Genomic DNA, 21,026 nt, shown 5'->3' on the forward strand with positions numbered 1-21,026 from the left:
GTTTTACTCACTCGTTGTTCAGTTTTCAAAGATCAAACATTTCTCTTTCGCCGCGTTTTTCAGCAGCTATAAGATCATATCATGTTCGTTTCAAAAATGCAAGGGTTATTTTTTTCTTTTTTTCGAAGATCGTTTCACCCAAGCTTTTCGCTTTTGAAACTGCTGTTTTGTTGTCAGCTCAAATAATATATCATAAAGCCAAGCAACTTAGCAAGCACTTTTTTTGTTTTTTTATTTTAGAATAAATCCGTTCATCTTTCAGCTCATTTAAATCAGTCGAGGGGCTAGTTGCCCCTTCATTAGCTGATGACTCCCTCTGGCTCGAATACCTCTGCAGGCCAGTGTAGTTCCACACCTTGGCGAAGAAGAACATTTTGAAAACATCCAAGATGCTCTGCTGATCGGCTCACTTCAATGGGATATACTTCGTTGGAGACACAGTAAGCCGCTAGGCTTCCCGCTGATTCTCCTATATTCCATTCTGTAGGATGCAATCGATAGCAGCCATTGGCTACTTGGGTCATCCCTATATTTTTGCAGGCAGGAAGTAAATTGCGCATTCTCACCGGAATAAGTGATCTCAATGGAATTTCATAAGGATAGTTAGGGATGTAGAACGTTCGCTGAGATACCGTAGTTGGATGAAGATCCAAATGATAGCTACCTACACCTACACTGTCTATATATCGCTTGGGTCCCTCTTCTCCCCGAAGCTCACGACTTACATCAAACTCAGATATCATATACTTGGCCTGAATTCGGCGTGACTCGCGAATATAAGCCGTTTTAGCCAGACCGTCAGATGTGCCGAGAATATCACCCCGTGGTCGAATGCCCGGATAGCCGAACCCTCCATCTAATCGGGGCGCTTCGGTTTGAAGCCAATATATTAATGAACGAGTCAACTCACGCGCTCCTTCTCGATGTTTTGCCTGCTCCTGAGCGGTGACACCGATCAATGGCCCTAGGTAATAATCATTTTGCGCCCAGTTTAAAAGAGTTACCTCACCATCATTTAGCGGTTCGCTCCATATCGAGGAATCTACAATACGACGATAATCCCATAAGGATACAATGCCCTGATCGTTAGGAAACAATGTGAACTGTTTTAGTTTACTGGTATCATCCGCGTCAGTAGCAAACCAGCTCAAAATCGGAAAACGGGAAAAGGAAGGAATATAATTTCTCCAGAAATCATATTGTTGCGGGCGCTCTATAATGAAGCTTTCCTGGGGAATATAGTCTACGGCAGCCACATGTGTGATAGATTGCATATCAAAAGGGTTAGCACACTCCAGTGCATGAGGTTCACCCGTAGCAGCCCGCGACTCCGCTCCACTCGTATGCTCCACGCCCGCCATTGGAAGGAGATCACCACACTCTGTCGCATCCAGATAAAACGTTCCGTGCAGCACTCTAAATCCACACTTATGATCAGAGCTATTCGAGGTACGGACAGTTACAGAAGTAATACAGTCCCCATCCGTCTGAACGGCAATAGGCACGGTGTGATAGTATACATGAACGCGCCCCGTATTCAAATAGGGAGCGAGCATATCTTCAAGCACCCGCAGAGCTACCCGTGGTTCATGGGCCAGACGGCTTACCCAACCGTTCCCAGGGTTGAGAATGGGATTATTCCGTGCTTCTTCGGTTAACGGATAGTTCTGACGGTAATAGTCACGCACACGATTACGGAACTCACGGTATGTTGCTGTGCAGCCAAATTGCTCGATCCATCGATGCTCATCTGGGGGAACCGCCTGTGAAGTTAACTGTCCCCCTAACCAATCCGTCTCCTCCGTCACGATGACTCTCATGCCAGCCTTCGCCGCCGCAAGAGCTGCCGATGTCCCCCCCAGACCTCCGCCAATCACAACAATGTCGGTATCAAGCCGTTTTTGCGTCATGGTTCGTTCCCCTTTCATTCTTGTACTAGGACTCGGTCATTTCAAAAGCAAGCCGTGCAGCGCCGATGATTCCAGCGCGGTTGCCCAACAATGCCCGACTTACTTCCGTTTGAACTCCAAGTTGGTGCAGATGCTTTTCCAGCATGGGCCACCAGACCTCTCCCGCGTCCGCTACTCCTCCGCCTACAATGATTGCCTCAGGATCAAGAGGCACCGAGATATTAGATAGAAGCACAGCTAAATCTGCGGTGTAATCATCCAGCACCTGGATTGCTTCCTGGTTACCGTGAGCGGCCTCTTTCACAATCTCGTTCCCTGAGCGGTACAATTTACCGACGTGTTCCCTACCTCGACGTAACAGGGCGCTCCCCGATACATATTGCTCGGCGCACCCTTTTTTTCCACAATTGCAGGGGTGTCCCCCCGGGAATAGAATACTGTGCCCCCAATCACCGCCACTCCAATGAGTCCCTCTGCACAAGTGGCCATTTTCCATATATGCACCTCCGACACCTGTTCCCAACGTGAGCATCACCAAGCGTCGCTTGCCTTTCCCCGCTCCCTGCCACGCTTCTCCAAGTAAAGCGGCGTTCGCATCATTATCAGCAACCGCTCGTAAAGCCAGTTTTTCTCTAGCCCACGTTACCAAGGATGTACCTTGCCAGCCAGGTAGGTTATCTGTGGCATACACAACTTCGCCGCTCTCCACATTTACTCGGCCAGCAGTAGCAATGCCTAGAGCGCCTACATCTATATGGGCACCGATGCTGGTATCTCCAAAAGAACGCAACAATCCGAGCACAGATTCTGACACCCGCGACAACACCCATTCACGTCCACGGGAAGCGTCCGTATCCAGCCGGATTTCATCAAGCACCGATCCGTCCGGTGCCACTATGGCGGCCTTCACCGATGTGCCCCCAATGTCGATTCCAATGACTCTGTTCACAGCAGCTGCCACCACACCAACCTCCTTGTTGCCCCACATAAAAGCTTACTAGCTCTTTGTACAAACCTTCTATTAGTAGCAATACATGAATAGCCATTCATATGCACCACAAACACAAGTCATTGAACTGTCAGAGCGCACAGTTTTCAATTCACAACTGAAAAATCTCAATAGCTTCGTTCAATAACCGCCCTCGCTGTTTTTTCCTTCATCTGTTTGGTGTGACTCGTGTGCTTGCGAGCAAGCCCTTCGCAGATGAGGTCAATCACGAATAGCTGTGAAATTTTAGCACCGATTGAACCACCTTCTATCGGGGCTTCCTTGCCTGCGGTCAGTAACACGATATCTGCAATAGAGGTAATGGGTGATTTCGCATAATTCGTAATTGCGATAACAGTTGCACCGTTTTGCTTGGCTTTGTGCAGCATATCGTTCGTATCCAGCGTACTTCCTGATACACTGATGCCGATAGCGACATCACCCGGGTTCATGGACACCGCCATCATCGACTGAATATGACCGTCTGCCACAGCCTCGGCGCGGCGCCCAATCCGTAAGAAACGATTTTTAGCATCCTGCGCGGAAATTCCCGAAGCGCCTACGCCGAAAAATTGAACATAGCTCGCTTGATCGAGACACGCAATCGCACGACCAAGCTCTGAATGGTCCAGCAGTCCCATACTGGAGTGCAAAATATCGAGCATGTTGTGATACACGGTACGCGTAATATCTTGTTCGTTATCTGGGTCGATGTTCTCCTCGCCCATATCGGTTTTACGATAAGTCTGGTTTTGTGCCAGGGACAGTCGGAAATCCTGATAACCTTTGAAACCAATTTTCCGACAAAAGCGCATCACCGTCGTTTCGCCTGTACCTGCAAAATCCGCCAGCTCCGTCACGGAGAAATATATGATATCTGCGGGATGCTCCAGTACGCATAAGGCGACTTTCTGCTCCGATTTCGTTAATGAAGGATAGTACGTGTTAATTCGGTCGTTCATCTCCATAGATGCATTTCACTGCCTTCCTTGCGGCATCGGCAAACCGCTGCGTAATCAATTGGGGTCTGGTAATCGCCGAGCCTACAACCACTGCATGTGCTCCCATTCGGAATGCTTCCTCAACCTGCGCTGGATCATAGATTTTGCCCTCTGCAATTAAAGGAACAGGAACCAGTTCCGACGCTCTCCGAACCAGCTCCAGATCAGGACCCTCAATCTGAGTAGAGTACGGCGTATACCCGGATAACGTGGTGGATACGCAGTCTGCGCCAAGGGAAGCCGCATGAAGCGCCTCCTCCAGTGTCGATATGTCTGCCATGGAAGTGACTCCCTGCTCATGGGCATAATCTAGGAGCCTCTTCAGCTTGCATCCCGCCGGGCGCGGTCGTAATGTGGCATCCAGCGCAATGATATCCGCGCCTGCCTCCACCAGTTCCTCCATTTCACGAAGGGTAGGCGTAATGTAAATATCAGAATCATCATAATCCCGCTTAATCAAGCCAATCACTGGTAGAGAAATCGCCTGTTTAATCGCACGTACATCCGATGCGCCATTGGCGCGAATCGCTACAGCTCCACCTTGCTGTGCGGCACGCGCCATTTTGACCATAGAATCTGCTCCATGTAACGGTTCGCCTGGTAGCGCCTGACAGGATACGATCAGTCCGTGCTGAACTTTGGATAATACACCTTCCATTCCCATAGGAATCACCCTCTCTTCTCGGCATGATGCCGTACGGTTAATCCGACTTCAAAGGTGCGGTTCCACGGCATGTAGCAATCTATAATTTCCACGCAACCTTCCGGCCCGTTCACATATTCATTGAGTGCCTGCTCCAGCCGTCCACGAATAACCGCAGCTACCGAGCCTCTCGGTCCATCGAGCATAAACTTGGTAAAACCCATCTGCTCCACAATCCCGTTATTCATAGCCGTACGTACCACAGCGCAATAACAGGCATCCTCGGCGTAGCGCAGCGACAGAAAATCCAAATGTTCCTCCGTAGAGCCATAGTGGGTATACAGCATGGACTGAGCAATGACGGTGCCCAGCGTGTTAGAACTGGTATTCCAGCCTGCATAACCTGCCAGCTTAAAAAGCAGTCCTTTTTGCTTTAATAGTCTAAGTAGCTTGAGATCTGCGCCGTTGGCGTAGCCCACATCAGCAACTGCAACATTTTGACCTGCATATTGCAGCATATAAGAACCGTACTCAACCAGCTCTACTACATTCCGATGTACATCATATCCGGTCATTGCACGCTGCTGGGATGAAGCCTCTGCCATCGTGTCACCGGGTGTGTTAGCCAACAAAATCAAATCAGCCTCCGTTGCCGAGGAAGCTATCAGCCCACCTGCCGCCATAATCTGATATTTTAAGGTTTCGTAAAAATAGCGATCTTCAAAAAGCGGAACTACGAATGCCCCCTGCAAAGCAGACAATCGGGGATACACCAGTGGGACTACATTATTCATCTTGTTAACCCAACGAGCCAGCAACGTACAACCCACTTCATCTGCCCCCGGGTACATGTATACATTCAAATCCAGCCCAAGCTCAGAAATACGACTTCTTAGCCGCTGCTGATCCTTGGCGGTATAGCCGTAGGGAGCCGAATCATCCTGTGGGATGATCATAAAATCAATGATACCTTCTGCTACGAGATCCAGTGCAACTTCATTAGCCTCCAAATTCACATGGCGACGCCCCAAGTAATCATCCAGTATTTCCATTGGCAAACGCTCGTTTATATCAGCTAATTCGAGCAACTCTTCAGCGGTAGCGATCCCCAGCTCCTGACGATGCTCAATGAAGCCCTTTCGGAATATCTCACGCCCCCAATCGGCATAGTAATCCGGTTCTTCATCAGCCAAAGAGTATTGCGGACAACGCATAATTAGTTGAAATGCATACAGAGTCAGTTGCGGATATAGTTGCTTTAGCCTGCGAAGCCGATTCACTCTATCTCTGACCTGCTCGCTCGACATACCGTGTAGTCGAGAAGGTACGATTCCTCCGTACAGCAACGTATCCATCGCAACAATGGCTCCATCAGCAGTAGCCGCGCGTTCTTCGAGCCATGCCCATAGTCTGGTCGTATCGCCAGGGGTTTTCTTTTGTCCCATCCATTCTAATGGGGGTCGCTCCATTTCCAAGTCTGTACCCTGTGCCAGTAAATAAGGAAATTGATAATTACAGGGCCGCTCATCTAGCGGTATAAAAAGTAATCGGGTGTTTGACTTCACCGTACGTTCCACCTCTCCTGAAAATTACCGTTATCCTAACGGCAAATGATTATTTTCAGGGCAGCTATGCTGCCTTGGTTTCATAATCCATCGCAAACACTCACAAGATCAGTCGATATTTGCCTTGTTCGTCCTGATCGACATAACCCCACTGCGCGGCAGCACGGATCGCCGGATTGCTACCCAGCCGAGCCTCCGCTTCTAAGCAAGCAGTGATACCGCGTCGCAGTTCTCCTGCAATTTCGTCCGTCAGAGGCGACGGCTCTTGCCCGCCAACTGCTTTGCTCGGCGTGCTGCTTCCCCTTGAATGTGCATCGTCCTGTCGCTCGCCACTGAGCGCAGCTTGGCGCAGCACCTGCCACAGGCCTGCGTCCAGCTCGGCACGTTCCAGCCACGGCGCGGCCTGGGACACGAAACCTGCCGCCGGATCATCAGCAGGCACGTTCCGTAGGACGCTCACGGTCTGAAGCAGCCGCTCAAAGTACATATCCAGCGCAGGGATATCGCGCATTTGCAAAGCAAGATCCACGTACTCATACGCGCTGCCGCCCAGTCGGCTGTTCCTGTTTTGACGACAGAAAAACATCAGTTCATCCGCACGCTCTCCCGCTAACTCCCGCGCAGCCCATTGCCAAGATAGCTCAGGCATATACCGTTCACTGTTCCACATATAGTGGGACATCGTAATGAGCGTCACTTTGGAGCATTCCCACTGATTCATCGGGTTGGCCACCATACCGGTATGTCCACAGTCTGGTAGCCCGGAATACCGTCCGCGCAGCGGATCAAGGAATAACCGATCATGGTCACAATCATTCACCGGGATGTTATCCCACAGCCACAACTCATGTCCGAAGAACGCATGATTATCGGCGGCGTGCTCGCGACTAATCTGTGGGGCAAAAACAAAGTACCCCGTCCAGAACACCTTAATCTCCGGATGCAGCCGCTCACGGAAGTCCTTTTTGTATTCGGTATCCCAATACGACCAATATTCCGAAGGACAGACTGTCAGTGTAAACTCAGGCAGCCGTTCAGCCAGCCATGTGTGAACCTTGTTCGTCAAAAAGACATGAGCGTGACCCGAGCGGCCCAGCAAATGTCGATTTTCCCCTTTGAGTACATAATCAATATCATCCATTAATACAGAAAAATGACGTACGCCAATCGCAATCACGGCCGCCAGCTTTTCCGTCAATTTAAGGAAATCTTCATCGCTGCCAAAGCTTAGGTCGTTCCCTGGACTGATACAATAATGAAAATCAATCTCATGTCGTTCGCAGGCTTCCTTCAATTCGCGGATCTGGGCAAACGTATCCTCAGGGTACGGCTCTCTCCATAGCTCACGATGATATGGATCATCCTTGGGGGCATACATGAACGTGTTCATCCGATGCGCAGCCATAAAACGGACGGCATCCAGCCGATCCGCGAAACTCCACGGTTTCCCATAGAAGCCCTCAATAATTCCTCTGACCGGGAAGGAAGGCTCATCCCGAATAGACATCACCGGCAGAGTACATCGCTCCTGTTCCACTTGAAGCAGGAGATGCAGGGCATCCATGCCGTATTTGAGCCCTCTTTTATTGGAAGCATGGACTTCAATCCGCCCGTCCTTCTGAATGTCCAACCGATATCCGTCTGCAGCAAGCGTTCCGTCATATTCGAGCACCAACTGCACGCTTCCCCGTGTTTCAGTCGGTACACCCGGTCCTGGAGGCACAATAAGCTTGATCGGTCCCTCGGGGTCCAGCACACCTTCATACTCCTGATTCATTGCAAAGCGAGAGGACAGTTCACAGACCAGACGCGGTTCGGAGATAACCAGCCTTTCCCCGCTGTCATACACATCACGAAAATAATATTGTATCTCCTGCGGTGATAACCCTACACCCGAATGAGGCCCCATTCCTTTGGACAATTTCATCGCAATCATCTCCTTCCATTCACAGGCTCTTCGTAGCCATGACTACTGGCTTATCCTTTTACCGCTCCCGCCAAACCTTCCATATAGTAGCGCTGTGTAAACAGGAACAATATAATGATCGGCAGTACCGAAATCATTGTGCCTGCAGCAATCCAACCGAAGTTATAGGCAAATTGACCGTTGAGATACGTGAGCGCAGCTGCCAGCGGATATAGCTCCGTATCATTTAAAATAACGATAGGCCACAGAAAGCTGTTCCAGAACGACATCGCCTCCAACAGAGAAATTACAGCGAGCGCCGGCTTGACCAGCGGAAGCACCAGCTGCCACCAAATTCGAAACTCCGAAGCGCCGTCCATTTTACCGGAATCACGCACATCAGTGGGAATATGAATAAACGTCTGTCGCATTAGAAAAATGTTGAACACGGAGACTGCCCCGGGCAACACCACACCCAAATATGTATTGCCCAGATGGAGCCCTTGAATGGTCAGATAATGCACAATAAATGCGGTGTAGGAAGGAATAATCATCGTGGCAATCAGCAGCGTAAACACCAGATTTTTACCCTTAAAACGAAATACAGCCAAGGGATATCCCGTCAGACTGGCGAGTACCACATTGAGCACAACGCCCAACACCGTAATGATGACCGTATTCAGCATATACTTTGGAAAATTCATGAACTGCCACACCTGAACATAGTTGTCGAAATCGATAAAGGTCGGAAAAATAGCGGGCGGCGTTGAAAAAATGTTACGACCTGGCATGAGGGATACGCTGAGCAGCCATAGGAACGGTCCCATTAAAAAGAGGGCGAGTAGCACTAGAAGCACGTAGATGACCGTCATTCTCAGCATTCGAGCAAGACTGCGCATGATGCGGCTGCTTTCCTTTTTAGGAAGAGATGAGCGTAGCATTTTGTCATCCTTTAGATTCATCAATAGGGATTGACACCGCCTTTCCTATTGAATCGGAATACGATAATACTAAGTACGGCAATCATTGCACCGACAATTAAGCCAAGCGCAGAAGCATATCCAAAATTGAACTGCTCCATGCCCTTTTGAAAAATATACAAGCTGGATGTCAACGTGGCCGTTCCCGGTCCACCCTTGGTTAGTACATATACTTCATCAAATACACGAATAGCTGACATGAGTGATATAAGGGTACAGAACAAAATGTAAGGCCTTAACAGTGGAAGAGTAATATGAACAATCAGACGCCATCGGCTTGCTCCGTCGACTCTAGCGGCTTCGTACAGATCTTGAGGAATATTTTGTAATCCAGCCAGATAGAGCATCATATAATACCCGAGTCCCTTCCACATTGTGATGAACATCAGTACATACAAGGCCAAGTTGCTGTCCGATAACCAGTGTATGTCTTTGCTAATCAAGCCGACCTGCATGAGCAAGTAGTTCACTACGCTGTTATTGCCCAATAGCCAGCTCCAAATTAAGGCTACAGCTACCATCGAAGTCACAACAGGGATGTAGTAGGACGTACGAAATATTTTAATTCCCGGGATACGGCTGTTCACAAGCACAGCCATCAGGATGGAGAAAATTTGGAGAAAGGGGACAATGAGCACGTACAACAATGAGTTCCAAATTGAAATAAGAAAGTTACGGTCCTTAAACGCCGCTTCAAAATTATCCAAGCCGACAAAATGGGTATCTGATATGACAGAGTAGTCTGTCAATGCCAGCGGGATGCTGTAAATAATAGGCCAAAATACAAAGACGGCAAGCAATAACAGTCCTGGCGTCATAAAGGCCCAGGCCGTAAAGGACTCCGACCTTAACCATTTGATCATGCTGCATCACCACCTGATTTTGATAAATGAACAGGGGAGTATTCACTTACTCCCCTGTCAAACCTATTGCTTTAAAATATCGTTCACTTCCTGCTCCAGGGCAGTAAGCGTCTGCTTCGTATCCGTGCCGTTCAATACAATATTTTGCAAAGCTCGCGCGATGGCACTGTTCACATCTTTGGCATTAGGCACACCGACCATATAATCTGTCGCCTTATCCAAGCTTTGCGCGGATACTACCTTGGCTTGTGCTTCTAATGATTTGTCAGACTGAGTAAAATATGGATCTTTAATGGAGTCTTTCGTGGAAGGTAGTGTATTCGCCGCTTTAGAAAAAGCTGTTTGACTCTCCGCGTTTGTCAAGAAAACAGCAAATTTCACTGCTTCGTCCACATGTGCAGACTTAGCAGGTACGACCAGGTCCATGGAGTTGGAGAGCCGCACATCAGCTTTACCGGTTGGGACAGGAACAGCAATTGTGTTCTTATAAACATCCGGCGCAGCCGTTTTGATAAAATTGATGAACGTCGGGCCTGCCAGCTCGAAAGCAACCTGCTCGCCGGCATAATATTTCACTTGTTGTGAGAAGTCAGCGTCTTCCTTGAGCACAACGCCATCTTCCATCTGTTTTTTTAGATTATCAATCATGGTGACTGCTTCTGGTGTATTGAACGCCGCTGCTGTCTTTTCTTTATTTAGAATGGGAATGCCGTCCACAGCGAAAAGTTTGGATACAAGCTGCTGCGCATAGCCTGCTTTGCCAATTTTTCTATTGATCTGACGGCCCCAATCAGACAATTCTTCCCGGGTTTTGGGCGGATGAGCAGGGTCCAATCCGGCGGCTTTGACCAGCTTTGTATTCATGTAAAGCACTTCTGTACCGGTATACCAGGGTAGCGCATAAGCTTTACCGTTAATGACTGTGGAATTATAAATACCCTCGAAATAAGCAGCCTTTTCCTCGGGCGACAAATGCTCATTCATATCAACAACAGCACCCTTGGAGCCCATTTGGCTAGCAAATTCTGTATTGAGATTGACTACATCCGGACTGCTGTTGCTAGCGATACTTGTCAACAGCTTGTTGGTCACTGCATCATAAGGGTAATCCTTCCAGTCAATTTTGACATTGGGGTTCTTCTGCTCATAATCGGCAATCACCCGATTGAAATACGGGGTAAATGTAGGTTGTAGTGCAATGGTCCAAAATTGCAGTGTTACTTTCCCTCCGTCAACCTTTTCCGACTTTGATCCTCCACCACCGCAGCTGCTCAGCAGTACAACCAGCGCCAGCATAGATACAAGCAACCGTAACCTGCCTTTCGCTTTCTTTGTCACATGGTGACCCCCTTGTTCTTAGTTGATTAAGGCAAATTATAGCAGAAATACCGCTAAAGAAGGAACGTTTTTTCAATAAAATAAATTTAGAAGGAATAATTTTTCTTTTATTGGATACAAAAAAGACGCCTCTTCAGCAGAGACGCCATTTTCCTAAATCAACCCGCAAAGGGTTCACATCTATTAATAGTATGGGGCCATGAAAACGTACACCAGTACCCCAGTCAAGCTCACATATAGCCAAATTGGCATCGTCCAGCGCGCAATCTTACGATGTTTTGCTACCTGCATCGTCCATCCCCATACAACTGTGAACAGTGCTAGCGGTACAATAATCGCAGCCAGTATGCTATGCGAAATCAACAGCGTAAAGTAGATCGGCCGAAGGATACCCACCCCACCATATTTTGCAGTTTCCGGCGAAATGTAGTGAAAGGTCAGGTAGGAAAATAAAAATAAAACGGTACTGGCGAAGGCCAGCAAAACAAAGGTTTTATGAAGCTTAATGTTCTTTTTGAAAATAGCAACCAGTGCAGCCACCAGAAAAATAAATGTGAAGCTGTTAAAAATCGCATTCAGCCTTGGGAAAATAGTGAGATCAAAACTCACACTACCCTGGTATCCGATCGGCGAAAAGAACAGCAGCAAAATAATCACGTTGGCTATAATGGAAACGGTGATAATCAAGGCTGTAAAATTACGATTGCTCGTTGGAACGTACTGCTTGTCCTCACTCGCTTTATTCATCATGAGCGTCTCCTTCGTTAAATTCAGGTTTTCGTTACTGTTGTAGTCATAACCATAATATATTATATAGAACTCATGGACAGCCTGTGAAGTGACAACAGTATGAACAATTTCACAGCCATCTGTCAGAAAATATGCTTCAACATTTGAAAATAGCCCTTTACTTCCCTATATCAACGGTAGAATGCATTGATTTTACAAGCTTTATGCACACAAAAAAACACCGGGAAGGTCTGATTACCCGCTCCGGTGTTGTGTCGGTTATGCAATTAAACAGCCTTGATGATCCATATTCATTGCTGCCATACGTCACTGTATTCCTGATGGCGCTTGAACAGAGCAAGCGCGTACGAGCAAGCAGGAATAACCTTTTTATGCTGATTCCTTGCCATATCAACCACTCGGTCGATGAGCTCCTTGCCGATTTTTTGACCCCGTAACTGCTCGGATACAAATGTATGGTCAATGACCAATGAGTGGTCATCTATGGATTTATAGCCTACTTCTGCAACTACCTGTCCATCATCCACCATGACTACTGCATGGTCCTCCTCGCGAATTTGTCTCATGAAACCAATCTCCTTTCTGACTGAAGAAAATCCCGTTACAACTCCATGCTAACGTATTACTGCAATCACTTCATGCCGACGCTAGATATCCTTATCATTCCCCTATTTAGGAATCAGCGAAACATTACATACGAGGATTTTGCAAAAATCCCATAAGCGACTTCCAATGAACAAGATATAGATCGAAATGGTTTAGTTCGTCTATATCTTGCACTTCGGAGCGACTGGAATCGAATTTTTCAAAATCCTGATACATAAAATAGGATCTATCGTCGACACTATATTTATTCCAATTAAGGCAAGGGAGGTGCTGCGTTGCGTACGGAATTAAAACCTGTCATCCCGTTTGAACCGGAACTGAGCGAAAAAGTACCTGTAGATCCGGGCCTTTGGCGTTACGAAATAAAATGGGACGGTACGAGAATTATGACGTATCACGACCAGGGCGGTACGCGTCTGTTCAACCGCAAGCAGCATGAGCGAACGCTTTTATACCCGGAGCTTGCTCTCTTCCCCTCCTACTGTAAGGCTGATTCGGTCATATTGGACGGGGAAATGATCGCACTCGGTGCCGACGGTAAGCCATCGTTCCATGAAATTATGCGACGGGATCTGATTCGTCGGACGGATCGAGTTCAGTCAGCCTATGAAGCTGTACCCGCTACTTACATGTTGTTTGATATTGTTTATCTGAACGGGGAGTGGGTTCATCTTAAACCGTTACAGGAAAGGCTTGAACTGCTGCATCAGATCATCATACCGAATGAACGGATTCAACTGGCTCCCGCTCATCCTGATGGACAAGCTCTATTTCAGGTCATGTGCAGCCAAGGAATGGAAGGCATTGTGTGTAAAAAGCTAGATAGTCCGTACACATTGGGCGGAAAGGACGGACGATGGCTCAAGGTCAAAAATTATGGCGATATCATTGCCGTTATCGGTGGCTATACCCTAAACGGAGGCATTATCAATGCTGTGTTGCTGGGCCAATATGATAAACAAGGAATGCTGCGCTATATCGGGCATGTGGGGACGGGTAAGCTGACTCGGGAAGATTGGCGTCAGCTTACCGAGCGCCTGCTACCACATACCATATCGGAGCGACCTTTTAGCAATAAACCGGATCGGCATCAAGACGCATTTTGGGTGAAACCCATGTATACCGCCAAGGTTCAATATAGTGAATGGCGGTGGCAAGAAGGACGTACCCTGCGTCAGCCCTCCATACAAGCCTTTGTGAATCAGGGCCCCGATCAGTGTATCGGCCCCTGGATGTGACGTTTTACAGATATATTTTCAAAAAAATGCGGAACAAAGTTTGTATAAATCATTGCAACCAGTGGTTAATTAAATTACAGTTAACTAATTAACTACATCGAGGTGGATCGCATGTTCTTTTTTTTGGACTCCGAAATTCGTCAACTGGCCTATAATCTCTTTCCAGGTGGCAATAAACCGATTGGTGTTTTGGTAGATTTATTTTCCATAACGTATGAAATACGTAAAAACATGGAAAAACGTTCACGTGAATTTGGTCTGTCCTACGGGCAATATATCGCGCTTTGTGTACTTTCAGCGCAAAGAGATGAAATGTCATCTCCTTCTGCTTTGGCTGAAAAGATGGGGGTAAGCCGGGCAGCAATCAGTTCTATGGTTATTTCTCTCGAACAAGAGGGATTCATTAATAAATATGACGATCCCAATGACAAGCGGGGAGTGTTCGTGTCCCTGAACGATAAAGGAAGAAGTAAAATTCAACAGATGGACCCCTTTTTCGTAGGGCTGGCTTCACGTCTGATGTCAGACTTTAGTGAGTCGGAAATCTGTCAGTTCCAAACCTATTTGTCACGCGTACGTTCTGCGTTTGAAGATGTCAAAGGTTCGCGTCTAACCGACTCCAGAGAGGAGAGAGAAAAATGGTGCGAAGACTGAGACAAAAACTGTTCGTCAAACTTGCCCGCATATCGGCTGGCAGAATGGTAGCTGCGTCCGATTTCAAACCTTCGCATTCTCCCAAAGTACATCGGAAAGAAAGGATCATTCCCACCTCTGTTGGTGACTCCAGGGTGATTGTATATGAACCTTCTCACCGGTCTGCTGATCCACTCCCTGTATTTGTAAATTTCCATGGCAGCGGCTTTGTAATGGGCAGCGCCGAAATGGATGATCCCTGGTGTCCGGTCATTACTGAACGTGCGAATTGCGTTGTCGTTAATGTCGATTATCGCTTGGCCCCGGAGCATAAATTCCCTATCCCGCTACAGGAAAGCTATGATGTAACCCAATGGTTGTACGAGCATCCTGATGTGCTCAACGTAGATCCTCAACGCATTGCGGTCGGGGGACACAGTGCGGGTGGCAATCTAGCGGCAGCGCTGTGTCTTATGGCCCGGGATCGCAAGGAATTTCCGATTGTATATCAGGTACTGGATTACCCACCATTAGATATTGCTACAGATCCCAAATTGAAGCCCCAATTCGAGAAAGCGATTCCGCCACGAGTAGCAAAAATCTTTAATGAAAGTTATCTGCACTCACCAGAGGAGGCGCGGAATCCGTTAGTTTCCCCCCTTTTTGCAGAATCACTACATAATCTCCCTCCTGCTTTGATCATAACCGCGGAGTTGGACTCCTTGGCTGACGAAGCCGAGTTGTACGCCAAACGGCTGATTGAAGCAGATGTGCCCGTGACGTATAAAAAATACATGGGTGCCGCACATGCATTTACCCATAGCGGCGATCTCGCTGTAGCTGAAAACGCCTGGCACCTGATGAGCGATCAGTTGAAATTGGCATTTGAATTCCGCATCGGAGACGTCCTGGCAGAACTGAAGAAATAGAAATAAGCCTCCTGCTTCCACTGCCATTATGCAGGGGTTCAGGAGGCTTATTTTTTATCCTTACAAACTGTTAAAAGCGTCAGTCAATACAGGCACAATTTGCGATTTTCGCGATACAACGCCTTTTAGAACAGCCTTGTTGTCATCCAACTGTACATTATAGGCTTTCTCAACCGCTTGTGCTTGGCTTCCCAGGGCAATACCAATGGAATCACTGTTCACAATGTCTGTTACAACGAACAGGAACAGATCGAGATTTTTGGCCTCAATGGTTTGGGATAATGCAACTTCTAGGTCAGCTTGACGCGATAGCACATCGTTGACGTCTACTGCGTTCACTTGAGCAATTTCCACTTTGCGACCATTCATCTGAAATTCTTTGGCATCCAGACTTACTAACTGTTCAATGGTGTGACCACTCAAATCAGCCCCCGCTTTAAGCAAGTCAAATCCGTAACGATCTGCATCCACACCAGCAATTTCAGCCAGTTCACGAGCAGCAGCTACGTCTTGATCCGTGCAGGTTGGGGATTTGAACAACAGGGAATCGGAAATAATCGCGGACAACATTAGACCTGCGATTTCTTTCGGAATCGCTACACCATTTTCCTTGTAGAGCTTGTTCAAAATGGTGGCTGTGCAACCCACTGGCTCAGCGCGGAAGTATAACGGCTGGCTTGTTTCAAAGTTAGCGATCCGGTGATGGTCGATGACTTCAGTTACACGTACTTTGTCAATATCAGCGGCGCTTTGCTGGCGCTCATTATGATCGACCAGAATGACGTTGTCCGTTTCAGCAGCAACCTGCTCAACTAGACGTGGCGCGCTCACTTTGAAATAATCCAGTGCATACTGCGTTTCCCCGTTCACCTCGCCCAGACGAACCGGCTCTACGTCCGCACCCAGTTTGGTTTTTAAGTCTGCATAAGCAATAGCTGAGCAAATGGTATCCGTATCCGGATTTTTATGCCCAAAAATCAATGTTTTTGCCAACATAATCGACTCCTTTGCCTTAGGCATTTTACATGATTGTGAAACCTCAACAATTCCAATGCAGATTATATCATTAAATCTCGCATTCTCCCATTCCCCTTCGATTGTTTTCAAAAATAATCTAGTAAATTCATAACATTTCCATGGAATCTATATGTGATGTTACCCTTATTTTTTCTAAAAATATAAAAAACATATAGTAATATATCCCACCAATATGGTAAGATATGCCTCAAAACTGGCAAGTTAGTCACCAGTGGTCAATTCTATTATTTTAGATATTAAGGGAGGCGTGAGAACAACGGCAGTGGCTTCAAATCCTAGTATGTAGACATATCATATTTTGATTGAAAAGAGGGAAATCTTTGAAAAAGCCGATCATTTTGCAAAAAATACCTGTCGTATCACTCGCTCTTGCCTTGACGGTAAGCTTGTCTCTGCCGTCTGTCAGTTCTGCTGCTACCGCAGATCTGCAAATCAACTCATTTTTGGAAGCTCAGCAAGCATTGACTATTGAGGCGGCTCCGGCCTTCATTTCGCCAGAGCTAAGCACAGATTCTTCCCGCCAGGTCAGAGTCATCGTACAGCTTGATGGTGAGCCCTTAGCCGTGGACAAATATGCGGCACGTTCAGGCTTCCAAGCTTTCACAGCTCAATCTGAGCAAAAAGCGGAATCCGCGATTGCCACCGAGCAAACTACGTTCGTAGACCAAGCCGCTGAGCATGGTATTTCTCTTCAGGTGAATTACCAGTACAACACGGTGCTTAACGGCTTGGAGGTCACACTACCAGCCAATAAGATTCCAGAACTGGCTAAACTGCCAGGTGTAAAATCCATTCATGAAAACAAAACGTATTATTCCATCCCCGTACAGGACCCGCCAACACTTACAGCCAGTGAAGCCACTTATGATAACGCACCGCTGGACCAGATTGGTGTTCCTGAAGCCTGGGCCAAAGGATTGAATGGCGAGGGAATCAAGGTCGGGGTTATTGATACTGGTATCGATTATGAGCATCCGGATTTGAAAGAAGCCTATAAAGGCGGATATGACTCTTTTGAACAAGACAACGACCCTTACGAGGAACCGTTCCTTGAAAAAGAAAATGACCCATACGGCACAGGTTTTAGCGGAACGACACATGGTACTCACGTCTCCGGCACAATTGCCGGTAAAGCCGCAAATAAATCCTCGGATATTGTGCAAAAGGGTATTGCCTATAAATCGGACTTATACGTGTATAAAGTGCTTGGACGCAATACCAAGACGGGACGCTCCTCCGGTTCCTCCGCACAGGTCATTGATGGCATTGAACGCGCTGTCAAAGATGGTATGAACGTCATTAACCTGTCGCTGGGCTCGGATTCCGAAAAGGACCCGAACTCCCCCGACTCCATTGCTATTAATAATGCTGTACTTTCCGGCGTAGTCGCGGTCATAGCGAATGGTAATGCGGCACAGGAAGGCCCCTATTTTTATTCCATGGGTTCTCCCGCAACATCACAGTTGGCGATTTCCGTCGGTGCAGCCACTTCGCCGAGCAAAAGCTTCTCGGGTACAGCTTCGGTCACCCGTGACTCCTATTGGGAGGCTAACGGTGAATTGAAAAAGACCGTAACTGATGATGCTTATGTACATTATGATTTTAATTTGATGGGCTGGGAGACAGGCAGAGAAGACTTTGCCTCCATTTTGGGAACTGCCCCTTATGAGCTCGTATATGCGAATCTGGGACAACCTGATGATTTTGAAGGGAAAGACGTAGCAGGAAAAATCGTCCTCGTTTCACGCGGCAACTTGGCATTCGTGGATAAAATCGCAAATGCGAAAAAAAACGGTGCGAAGGCTGTAATCGTTTTTAATGGACAAGCAAAAACGAGTGATACCACGCAGGCAGATTTAACAGCCTCTATTTCAGACTTAGACAATTATGTGAACGTTAACCTAGGCGATAGCTTTGACTTTATTCCCACCTTTGACATGAAAGGTAAGGAAGGTCGTGCGCTGGCTAAACAAATCGTAGACAACGCGGGAGAGAAGTTCTCCGTTTCCTTTGGAGCAGATTATATTCGTACAGATAATGCAGGCAATACGATGGCCGGATTTAGCTCCCGCGGACCGAACGGAGATGAACTGCTTAGCATCAAACCAGACGTGAGCGCACCGGGGGTTGGCATTTTGTCAACCTACCCCGCCTTCGCCAAGTTCTATCCAGATGCATCTTATGAGCAAGCCTACAAACGCAGCAACGGTACAAGTATGGCGTCTCCGCATGTGGCTGGACTTGCTGTGCTGCTGAAGCAACAGCATCCAAACTGGACACCGTTTGATATCCGCGCTGCGCTCGCCAACACTTCGGTTACACTCTTCAATGAGGATAAAATCCAATATGATGTGTATTCCCAAGGTGCAGGCCTAGTAAACATCGCTAATGCGATTCAGACTCCCGCTCTGCTGGAAACTGTTGAAAAGATCACGATTCTCGACAAGAACTTTAATCGGCAGGAGGTTGTGAATTACAATCCTTCCGCCAGCTTCGGGGTGTTACGACCTGGTAGTGATGCGAAGCAGATTCAGCTTCAACTCAAAAACCTGTCCACTAACTCTGTACAGTATGAGGCGAGCTATATTTTACATGATATTGTAACCTCAGATCCCAAGAAGCCAATCTCCACGCCAGATGTAAGCAACCTTTCCGTTCAGTTGCAAGGTATCGGCGCGAATGGAGCTATCTCAGCAGAACCCGGTAAATCGCAACCGTTCTTCCTGTCTGTACAACCAAATTCGGGTGCAGCCACAGGTGTATATGAAGGGGAGGTTATTCTAAAAAGCGCCGGACTGCCAACACTTCATCTGCCGTTCGTCGTTCATGTCGGCAAAGAAAATCCTACAACTGGCTTTGGCTTGCAGGACTTGAGTGTCACCAACCCAATTATTTATCCGAGTCGTACAGGTGCTCAACGCTCAACAGATTTGGCATTCCGCCTGACTACGGATAAAACGAACCTGATCGCGCTCTATGTGTACGGCGTAGATGACAAGTTAATCGGTCTGATCGATGGAATTACGACCTCCAAGGAACAAGGTGACAATGCACGCCTCAAACAAGGCGTCTACTCCTTCAAGGGCATTGACGGAAGTTACGCCGAATTAGATGACAATGGAAAATCTGTTTTGGATGCTAACGGTCAGCCCGTGATTCAGCATTTGAAGGACGGCGTATACAAGCTGGAAGTCAGCGCTCCGGAGTTGAATGCAAAAGGCGAAGTCGAGAGCACTACTAAAGGTCCTAAACTCTTCACCGCCACTAAAGCTATCCGTGTGGATAATAGCGCCGCATCCAGCGGTAGTGTTGGAGGCGGCGGTGGTGGAGGTGGCGGCAGAAGCAATACTACACCTTCTGCTGCAACGAACACATCCACTCCTGTCTCTACATCTGCACCTTCACTTCAAAGCGTTGTGAAACAAGGGCAGGCTGTTAAAACTGTCACTACAGCCGTTGCATTGAACAATAATGTACAGTCGCTGACAGTAACCGATGCAGATTTACAGGGTGCCGTGACAGCAGCAGGTTCCAGCCCGACAGCTATTGTACTGTCGGCTACTAGCCAAGCAGGCCAAACGACGAAAGCATCGCTCACTTCCACACAACTGGTAACGTTGGGCAAGGCTGCAGCAGGAAGCAGCTTGATTGTAAGCAATACAGGCTCTTCTCTGGCTTTGCCAGTATCCGCTCTGAAAAATGTTCCTGCTGGTGCAGGCATTGAAGTGATAATCAGCAGCCAGAGAGAGGCGAGTGGCACTTTTACAAGTAAGCTGAAAGGCTCCAATGTGATCGGCATCCCGGTAGGGTTTGAAGCTAATGTTGTCACTGGTGGCAAGAGTCAATCGCTCAAAGTTGCTCCAGGACAGTTCATTAGCAGATCCTTTACCGTACCTGGTCAAATTGATTCCAATACAGCCGGTGTACTCTATACGGCAAACGGAAATGTCTATCCCGTTCCATCCGTCTTCGCCAAGCAGGCTGATGGATCTACTGTCGTCAAGGTAAGCCGTCCGGGCTTCTCGACGTATGCAGCGGCGACACGTCCCGTTAGCTTTGAAGATATTTCATCGTCGTATGCCCAATCGGAAATTCAATCGCTGGCGAACAAGTTGCTGATTAACGGCACGACCGACACGACTTTCTCACCGAAGAAGAACGTGACACGTGCAGAATTTGCAGCCCTGGTAACTCGGGCACTCGGCCTGACACCGGGTACTGCTGCACCATTCAGTGACATCCCGGCAGGTAGTTGGTACTCCGGCGATGTAGCAGCCGCTTATGAAGCTGGTTTGATTACGGGTCGCAACAGCGACAAGTTTGATCCGAACGCTAATATCAGTCGTCAAGAAATTGCTGTCGTGCTGGGTAAAGCTGTAGATCTGCTTCAAATCAAAGCAGCAGTCGATGGCCCTGCACGTACACCGTACCATGATGCTTCATCCTTTGCAGGCTATGCCAAGGACAGTATTGAAAAAGTAAGTGCAGCAGGTATCATCAACGGAGAAGCGATTAAAGGCTCCTCCTACTTCCAGCCGAATGCACCTACAACCCGTGAGGCATCTGCCAAGGTGCTGCATGTGCTTTTACAGAAAGCTTCGCTGATTAACTAACAATAGAAAAACCTCCCGAGCCGTG

Annotated in this window: 17 protein-coding genes; 5 read left to right on the plus strand and 12 right to left on the minus strand. The window is 47.7% G+C overall.

The window, feature by feature from the left end; genetic code table 11:
- The coding region (locus NSS66_RS20980; RefSeq protein WP_340959695.1) for a hypothetical protein at positions 1-245 on the plus strand (245 nt) is incomplete at its 5' end.
- A 54-nt stretch (positions 246-299) separates the two neighbouring features.
- Here NSS66_RS20980 and NSS66_RS20985 read toward each other — a convergent pair.
- From NSS66_RS20985 to NSS66_RS21035, 11 genes are all read right to left on the minus strand, one after another.
- Positions 300-1,910 carry an FAD-dependent oxidoreductase gene (locus NSS66_RS20985; protein WP_076295753.1) on the minus strand — a complete coding sequence of 537 codons (1,611 nt, stop codon included), beginning with the start codon at positions 1,908-1,910 and terminating at the stop codon, positions 300-302.
- A 25-nt stretch (positions 1,911-1,935) separates the two neighbouring features.
- Positions 1,936-2,898: an ROK family protein gene (locus tag NSS66_RS20990; protein WP_340959696.1), complete on the minus strand. Its 963-nt coding sequence runs from the start codon at positions 2,896-2,898 to the stop codon at positions 1,936-1,938.
- Positions 2,899-3,026: 128 nt separating this feature from the next.
- A complete protein-coding gene (locus NSS66_RS20995; protein ID WP_339201313.1) occupies positions 3,027-3,866 on the minus strand; it encodes a MurR/RpiR family transcriptional regulator in 840 nt (279 codons plus the stop codon).
- The gene (locus tag NSS66_RS21000; protein WP_068938318.1) at positions 3,844-4,563 is read right to left on the minus strand and encodes an N-acetylmannosamine-6-phosphate 2-epimerase; all 720 of its coding nucleotides are present in this window, start codon (positions 4,561-4,563) and stop codon (positions 3,844-3,846) included. The genes NSS66_RS20995 and NSS66_RS21000 overlap by 23 nt, the downstream gene beginning before the upstream one ends.
- Before the next feature lie 5 nt (positions 4,564-4,568).
- Positions 4,569-6,107, minus strand: a complete 1,539-nt coding sequence (locus NSS66_RS21005) for a DUF4127 family protein (protein ID WP_076265096.1) — start codon at positions 6,105-6,107, stop codon at positions 4,569-4,571.
- Between the two features lie 100 nt (positions 6,108-6,207).
- Complete coding sequence (locus NSS66_RS21010; protein ID WP_339201310.1) at positions 6,208-8,034, minus strand: protein O-GlcNAcase; 1,827 nt, start codon at positions 8,032-8,034, stop codon at positions 6,208-6,210.
- Positions 8,035-8,084: 50 nt separating this feature from the next.
- Positions 8,085-8,975 (minus strand): carbohydrate ABC transporter permease, encoded by an 891-nt coding sequence (locus NSS66_RS21015; protein ID WP_023986649.1) that lies wholly within the window; start codon positions 8,973-8,975, stop codon positions 8,085-8,087.
- Positions 8,975-9,856 (minus strand): carbohydrate ABC transporter permease, encoded by an 882-nt coding sequence (locus NSS66_RS21020; protein ID WP_023986648.1) that lies wholly within the window; start codon positions 9,854-9,856, stop codon positions 8,975-8,977. The genes NSS66_RS21015 and NSS66_RS21020 overlap by 1 nt, the downstream gene beginning before the upstream one ends.
- Positions 9,857-9,919: 63 nt before the next feature.
- On the minus strand, positions 9,920-11,194 hold the full coding sequence (locus NSS66_RS21025; RefSeq protein WP_023986647.1) for an ABC transporter substrate-binding protein: 1,275 nt from the start codon (positions 11,192-11,194) through the stop codon (positions 9,920-9,922).
- A gap of 183 nt (positions 11,195-11,377) precedes the next feature.
- Positions 11,378-11,944, minus strand: coding sequence for a DUF420 domain-containing protein (locus tag NSS66_RS21030; RefSeq protein WP_013308403.1), 567 nt, complete (start codon positions 11,942-11,944; stop codon positions 11,378-11,380).
- A 290-nt stretch (positions 11,945-12,234) separates the two neighbouring features.
- Positions 12,235-12,510, minus strand: coding sequence for a GNAT family N-acetyltransferase (locus NSS66_RS21035; protein WP_013308402.1), 276 nt, complete (start codon positions 12,508-12,510; stop codon positions 12,235-12,237).
- 315 nt (positions 12,511-12,825) lie between these two features.
- Between NSS66_RS21035 and NSS66_RS21040 the strand changes: the two genes are divergently transcribed.
- The 3 genes from NSS66_RS21040 (at position 12,826) to NSS66_RS21050 (ending at position 15,350) form a co-directional block, all read left to right on the plus strand.
- The gene (locus NSS66_RS21040) at positions 12,826-13,788 is read left to right on the plus strand and encodes an ATP-dependent DNA ligase (RefSeq protein ID WP_068938321.1); all 963 of its coding nucleotides are present in this window, start codon (positions 12,826-12,828) and stop codon (positions 13,786-13,788) included.
- A gap of 111 nt (positions 13,789-13,899) precedes the next feature.
- Entirely contained in the window at positions 13,900-14,442 is a 543-nt protein-coding gene (locus NSS66_RS21045) for a MarR family winged helix-turn-helix transcriptional regulator (protein ID WP_023986644.1), read from the plus strand.
- Positions 14,427-15,350, plus strand: a complete 924-nt coding sequence (locus NSS66_RS21050; RefSeq protein ID WP_339201306.1) for an alpha/beta hydrolase — start codon at positions 14,427-14,429, stop codon at positions 15,348-15,350. Before NSS66_RS21045 ends, NSS66_RS21050 begins: the two co-directional genes overlap by 16 nt.
- A 60-nt stretch (positions 15,351-15,410) precedes the next feature.
- Here NSS66_RS21050 and NSS66_RS21055 read toward each other — a convergent pair whose 3' ends face one another.
- Complete coding sequence (locus tag NSS66_RS21055; protein WP_269321404.1) at positions 15,411-16,346, minus strand: manganese-dependent inorganic pyrophosphatase; 936 nt, start codon at positions 16,344-16,346, stop codon at positions 15,411-15,413.
- Positions 16,347-16,708: 362 nt separating this feature from the next.
- On the opposite strand from NSS66_RS21055, the gene NSS66_RS21060 reads away from it, so the two are divergent.
- Positions 16,709-21,001, plus strand: coding sequence for a S8 family serine peptidase (locus NSS66_RS21060; RefSeq protein WP_340959698.1), 4,293 nt, complete (start codon positions 16,709-16,711; stop codon positions 20,999-21,001).
- The last annotated feature ends 25 nt before the right edge of the window (positions 21,002-21,026 follow it).

The organism is Paenibacillus sp. FSL R10-2748, assembly GCF_038005565.1.
Classification (GTDB): Bacteria; Bacillota; Bacilli; order Paenibacillales; family Paenibacillaceae; genus Paenibacillus; species Paenibacillus polymyxa_B.

Coding starts and splice junctions, on each gene's coding strand:
- NSS66_RS20995 (WP_339201313.1), bottom strand. CDS start 3,866: ATGGAGATGAACGACCGAATTAACACGTACTATCCTTCATTAACGAAA.
- NSS66_RS20990 (WP_340959696.1), bottom strand. CDS start 2,898: ATGTGGGGCAACAAGGAGGTTGGTGTGGTGGCAGCTGCTGTGAACAGA.
- NSS66_RS21010 (WP_339201310.1), bottom strand. CDS start 8,034: ATGAAATTGTCCAAAGGAATGGGGCCTCATTCGGGTGTAGGGTTATCA.
- NSS66_RS21055 (WP_269321404.1), bottom strand. CDS start 16,346: ATGTTGGCAAAAACATTGATTTTTGGGCATAAAAATCCGGATACGGAT.
- NSS66_RS20985 (WP_076295753.1), bottom strand. CDS start 1,910: ATGACGCAAAAACGGCTTGATACCGACATTGTTGTGATTGGCGGAGGT.
- NSS66_RS21045 (WP_023986644.1), top strand. CDS start 13,900: ATGTTCTTTTTTTTGGACTCCGAAATTCGTCAACTGGCCTATAATCTC.
- NSS66_RS21020 (WP_023986648.1), bottom strand. CDS start 9,856: ATGATCAAATGGTTAAGGTCGGAGTCCTTTACGGCCTGGGCCTTTATG.
- NSS66_RS21000 (WP_068938318.1), bottom strand. CDS start 4,563: ATGGGAATGGAAGGTGTATTATCCAAAGTTCAGCACGGACTGATCGTA.
- NSS66_RS21035 (WP_013308402.1), bottom strand. CDS start 12,510: ATGAGACAAATTCGCGAGGAGGACCATGCAGTAGTCATGGTGGATGAT.
- NSS66_RS21050 (WP_339201306.1), top strand. CDS start 14,427: ATGGTGCGAAGACTGAGACAAAAACTGTTCGTCAAACTTGCCCGCATA.
- NSS66_RS21015 (WP_023986649.1), bottom strand. CDS start 8,975: ATGAATCTAAAGGATGACAAAATGCTACGCTCATCTCTTCCTAAAAAG.
- NSS66_RS21030 (WP_013308403.1), bottom strand. CDS start 11,944: ATGATGAATAAAGCGAGTGAGGACAAGCAGTACGTTCCAACGAGCAAT.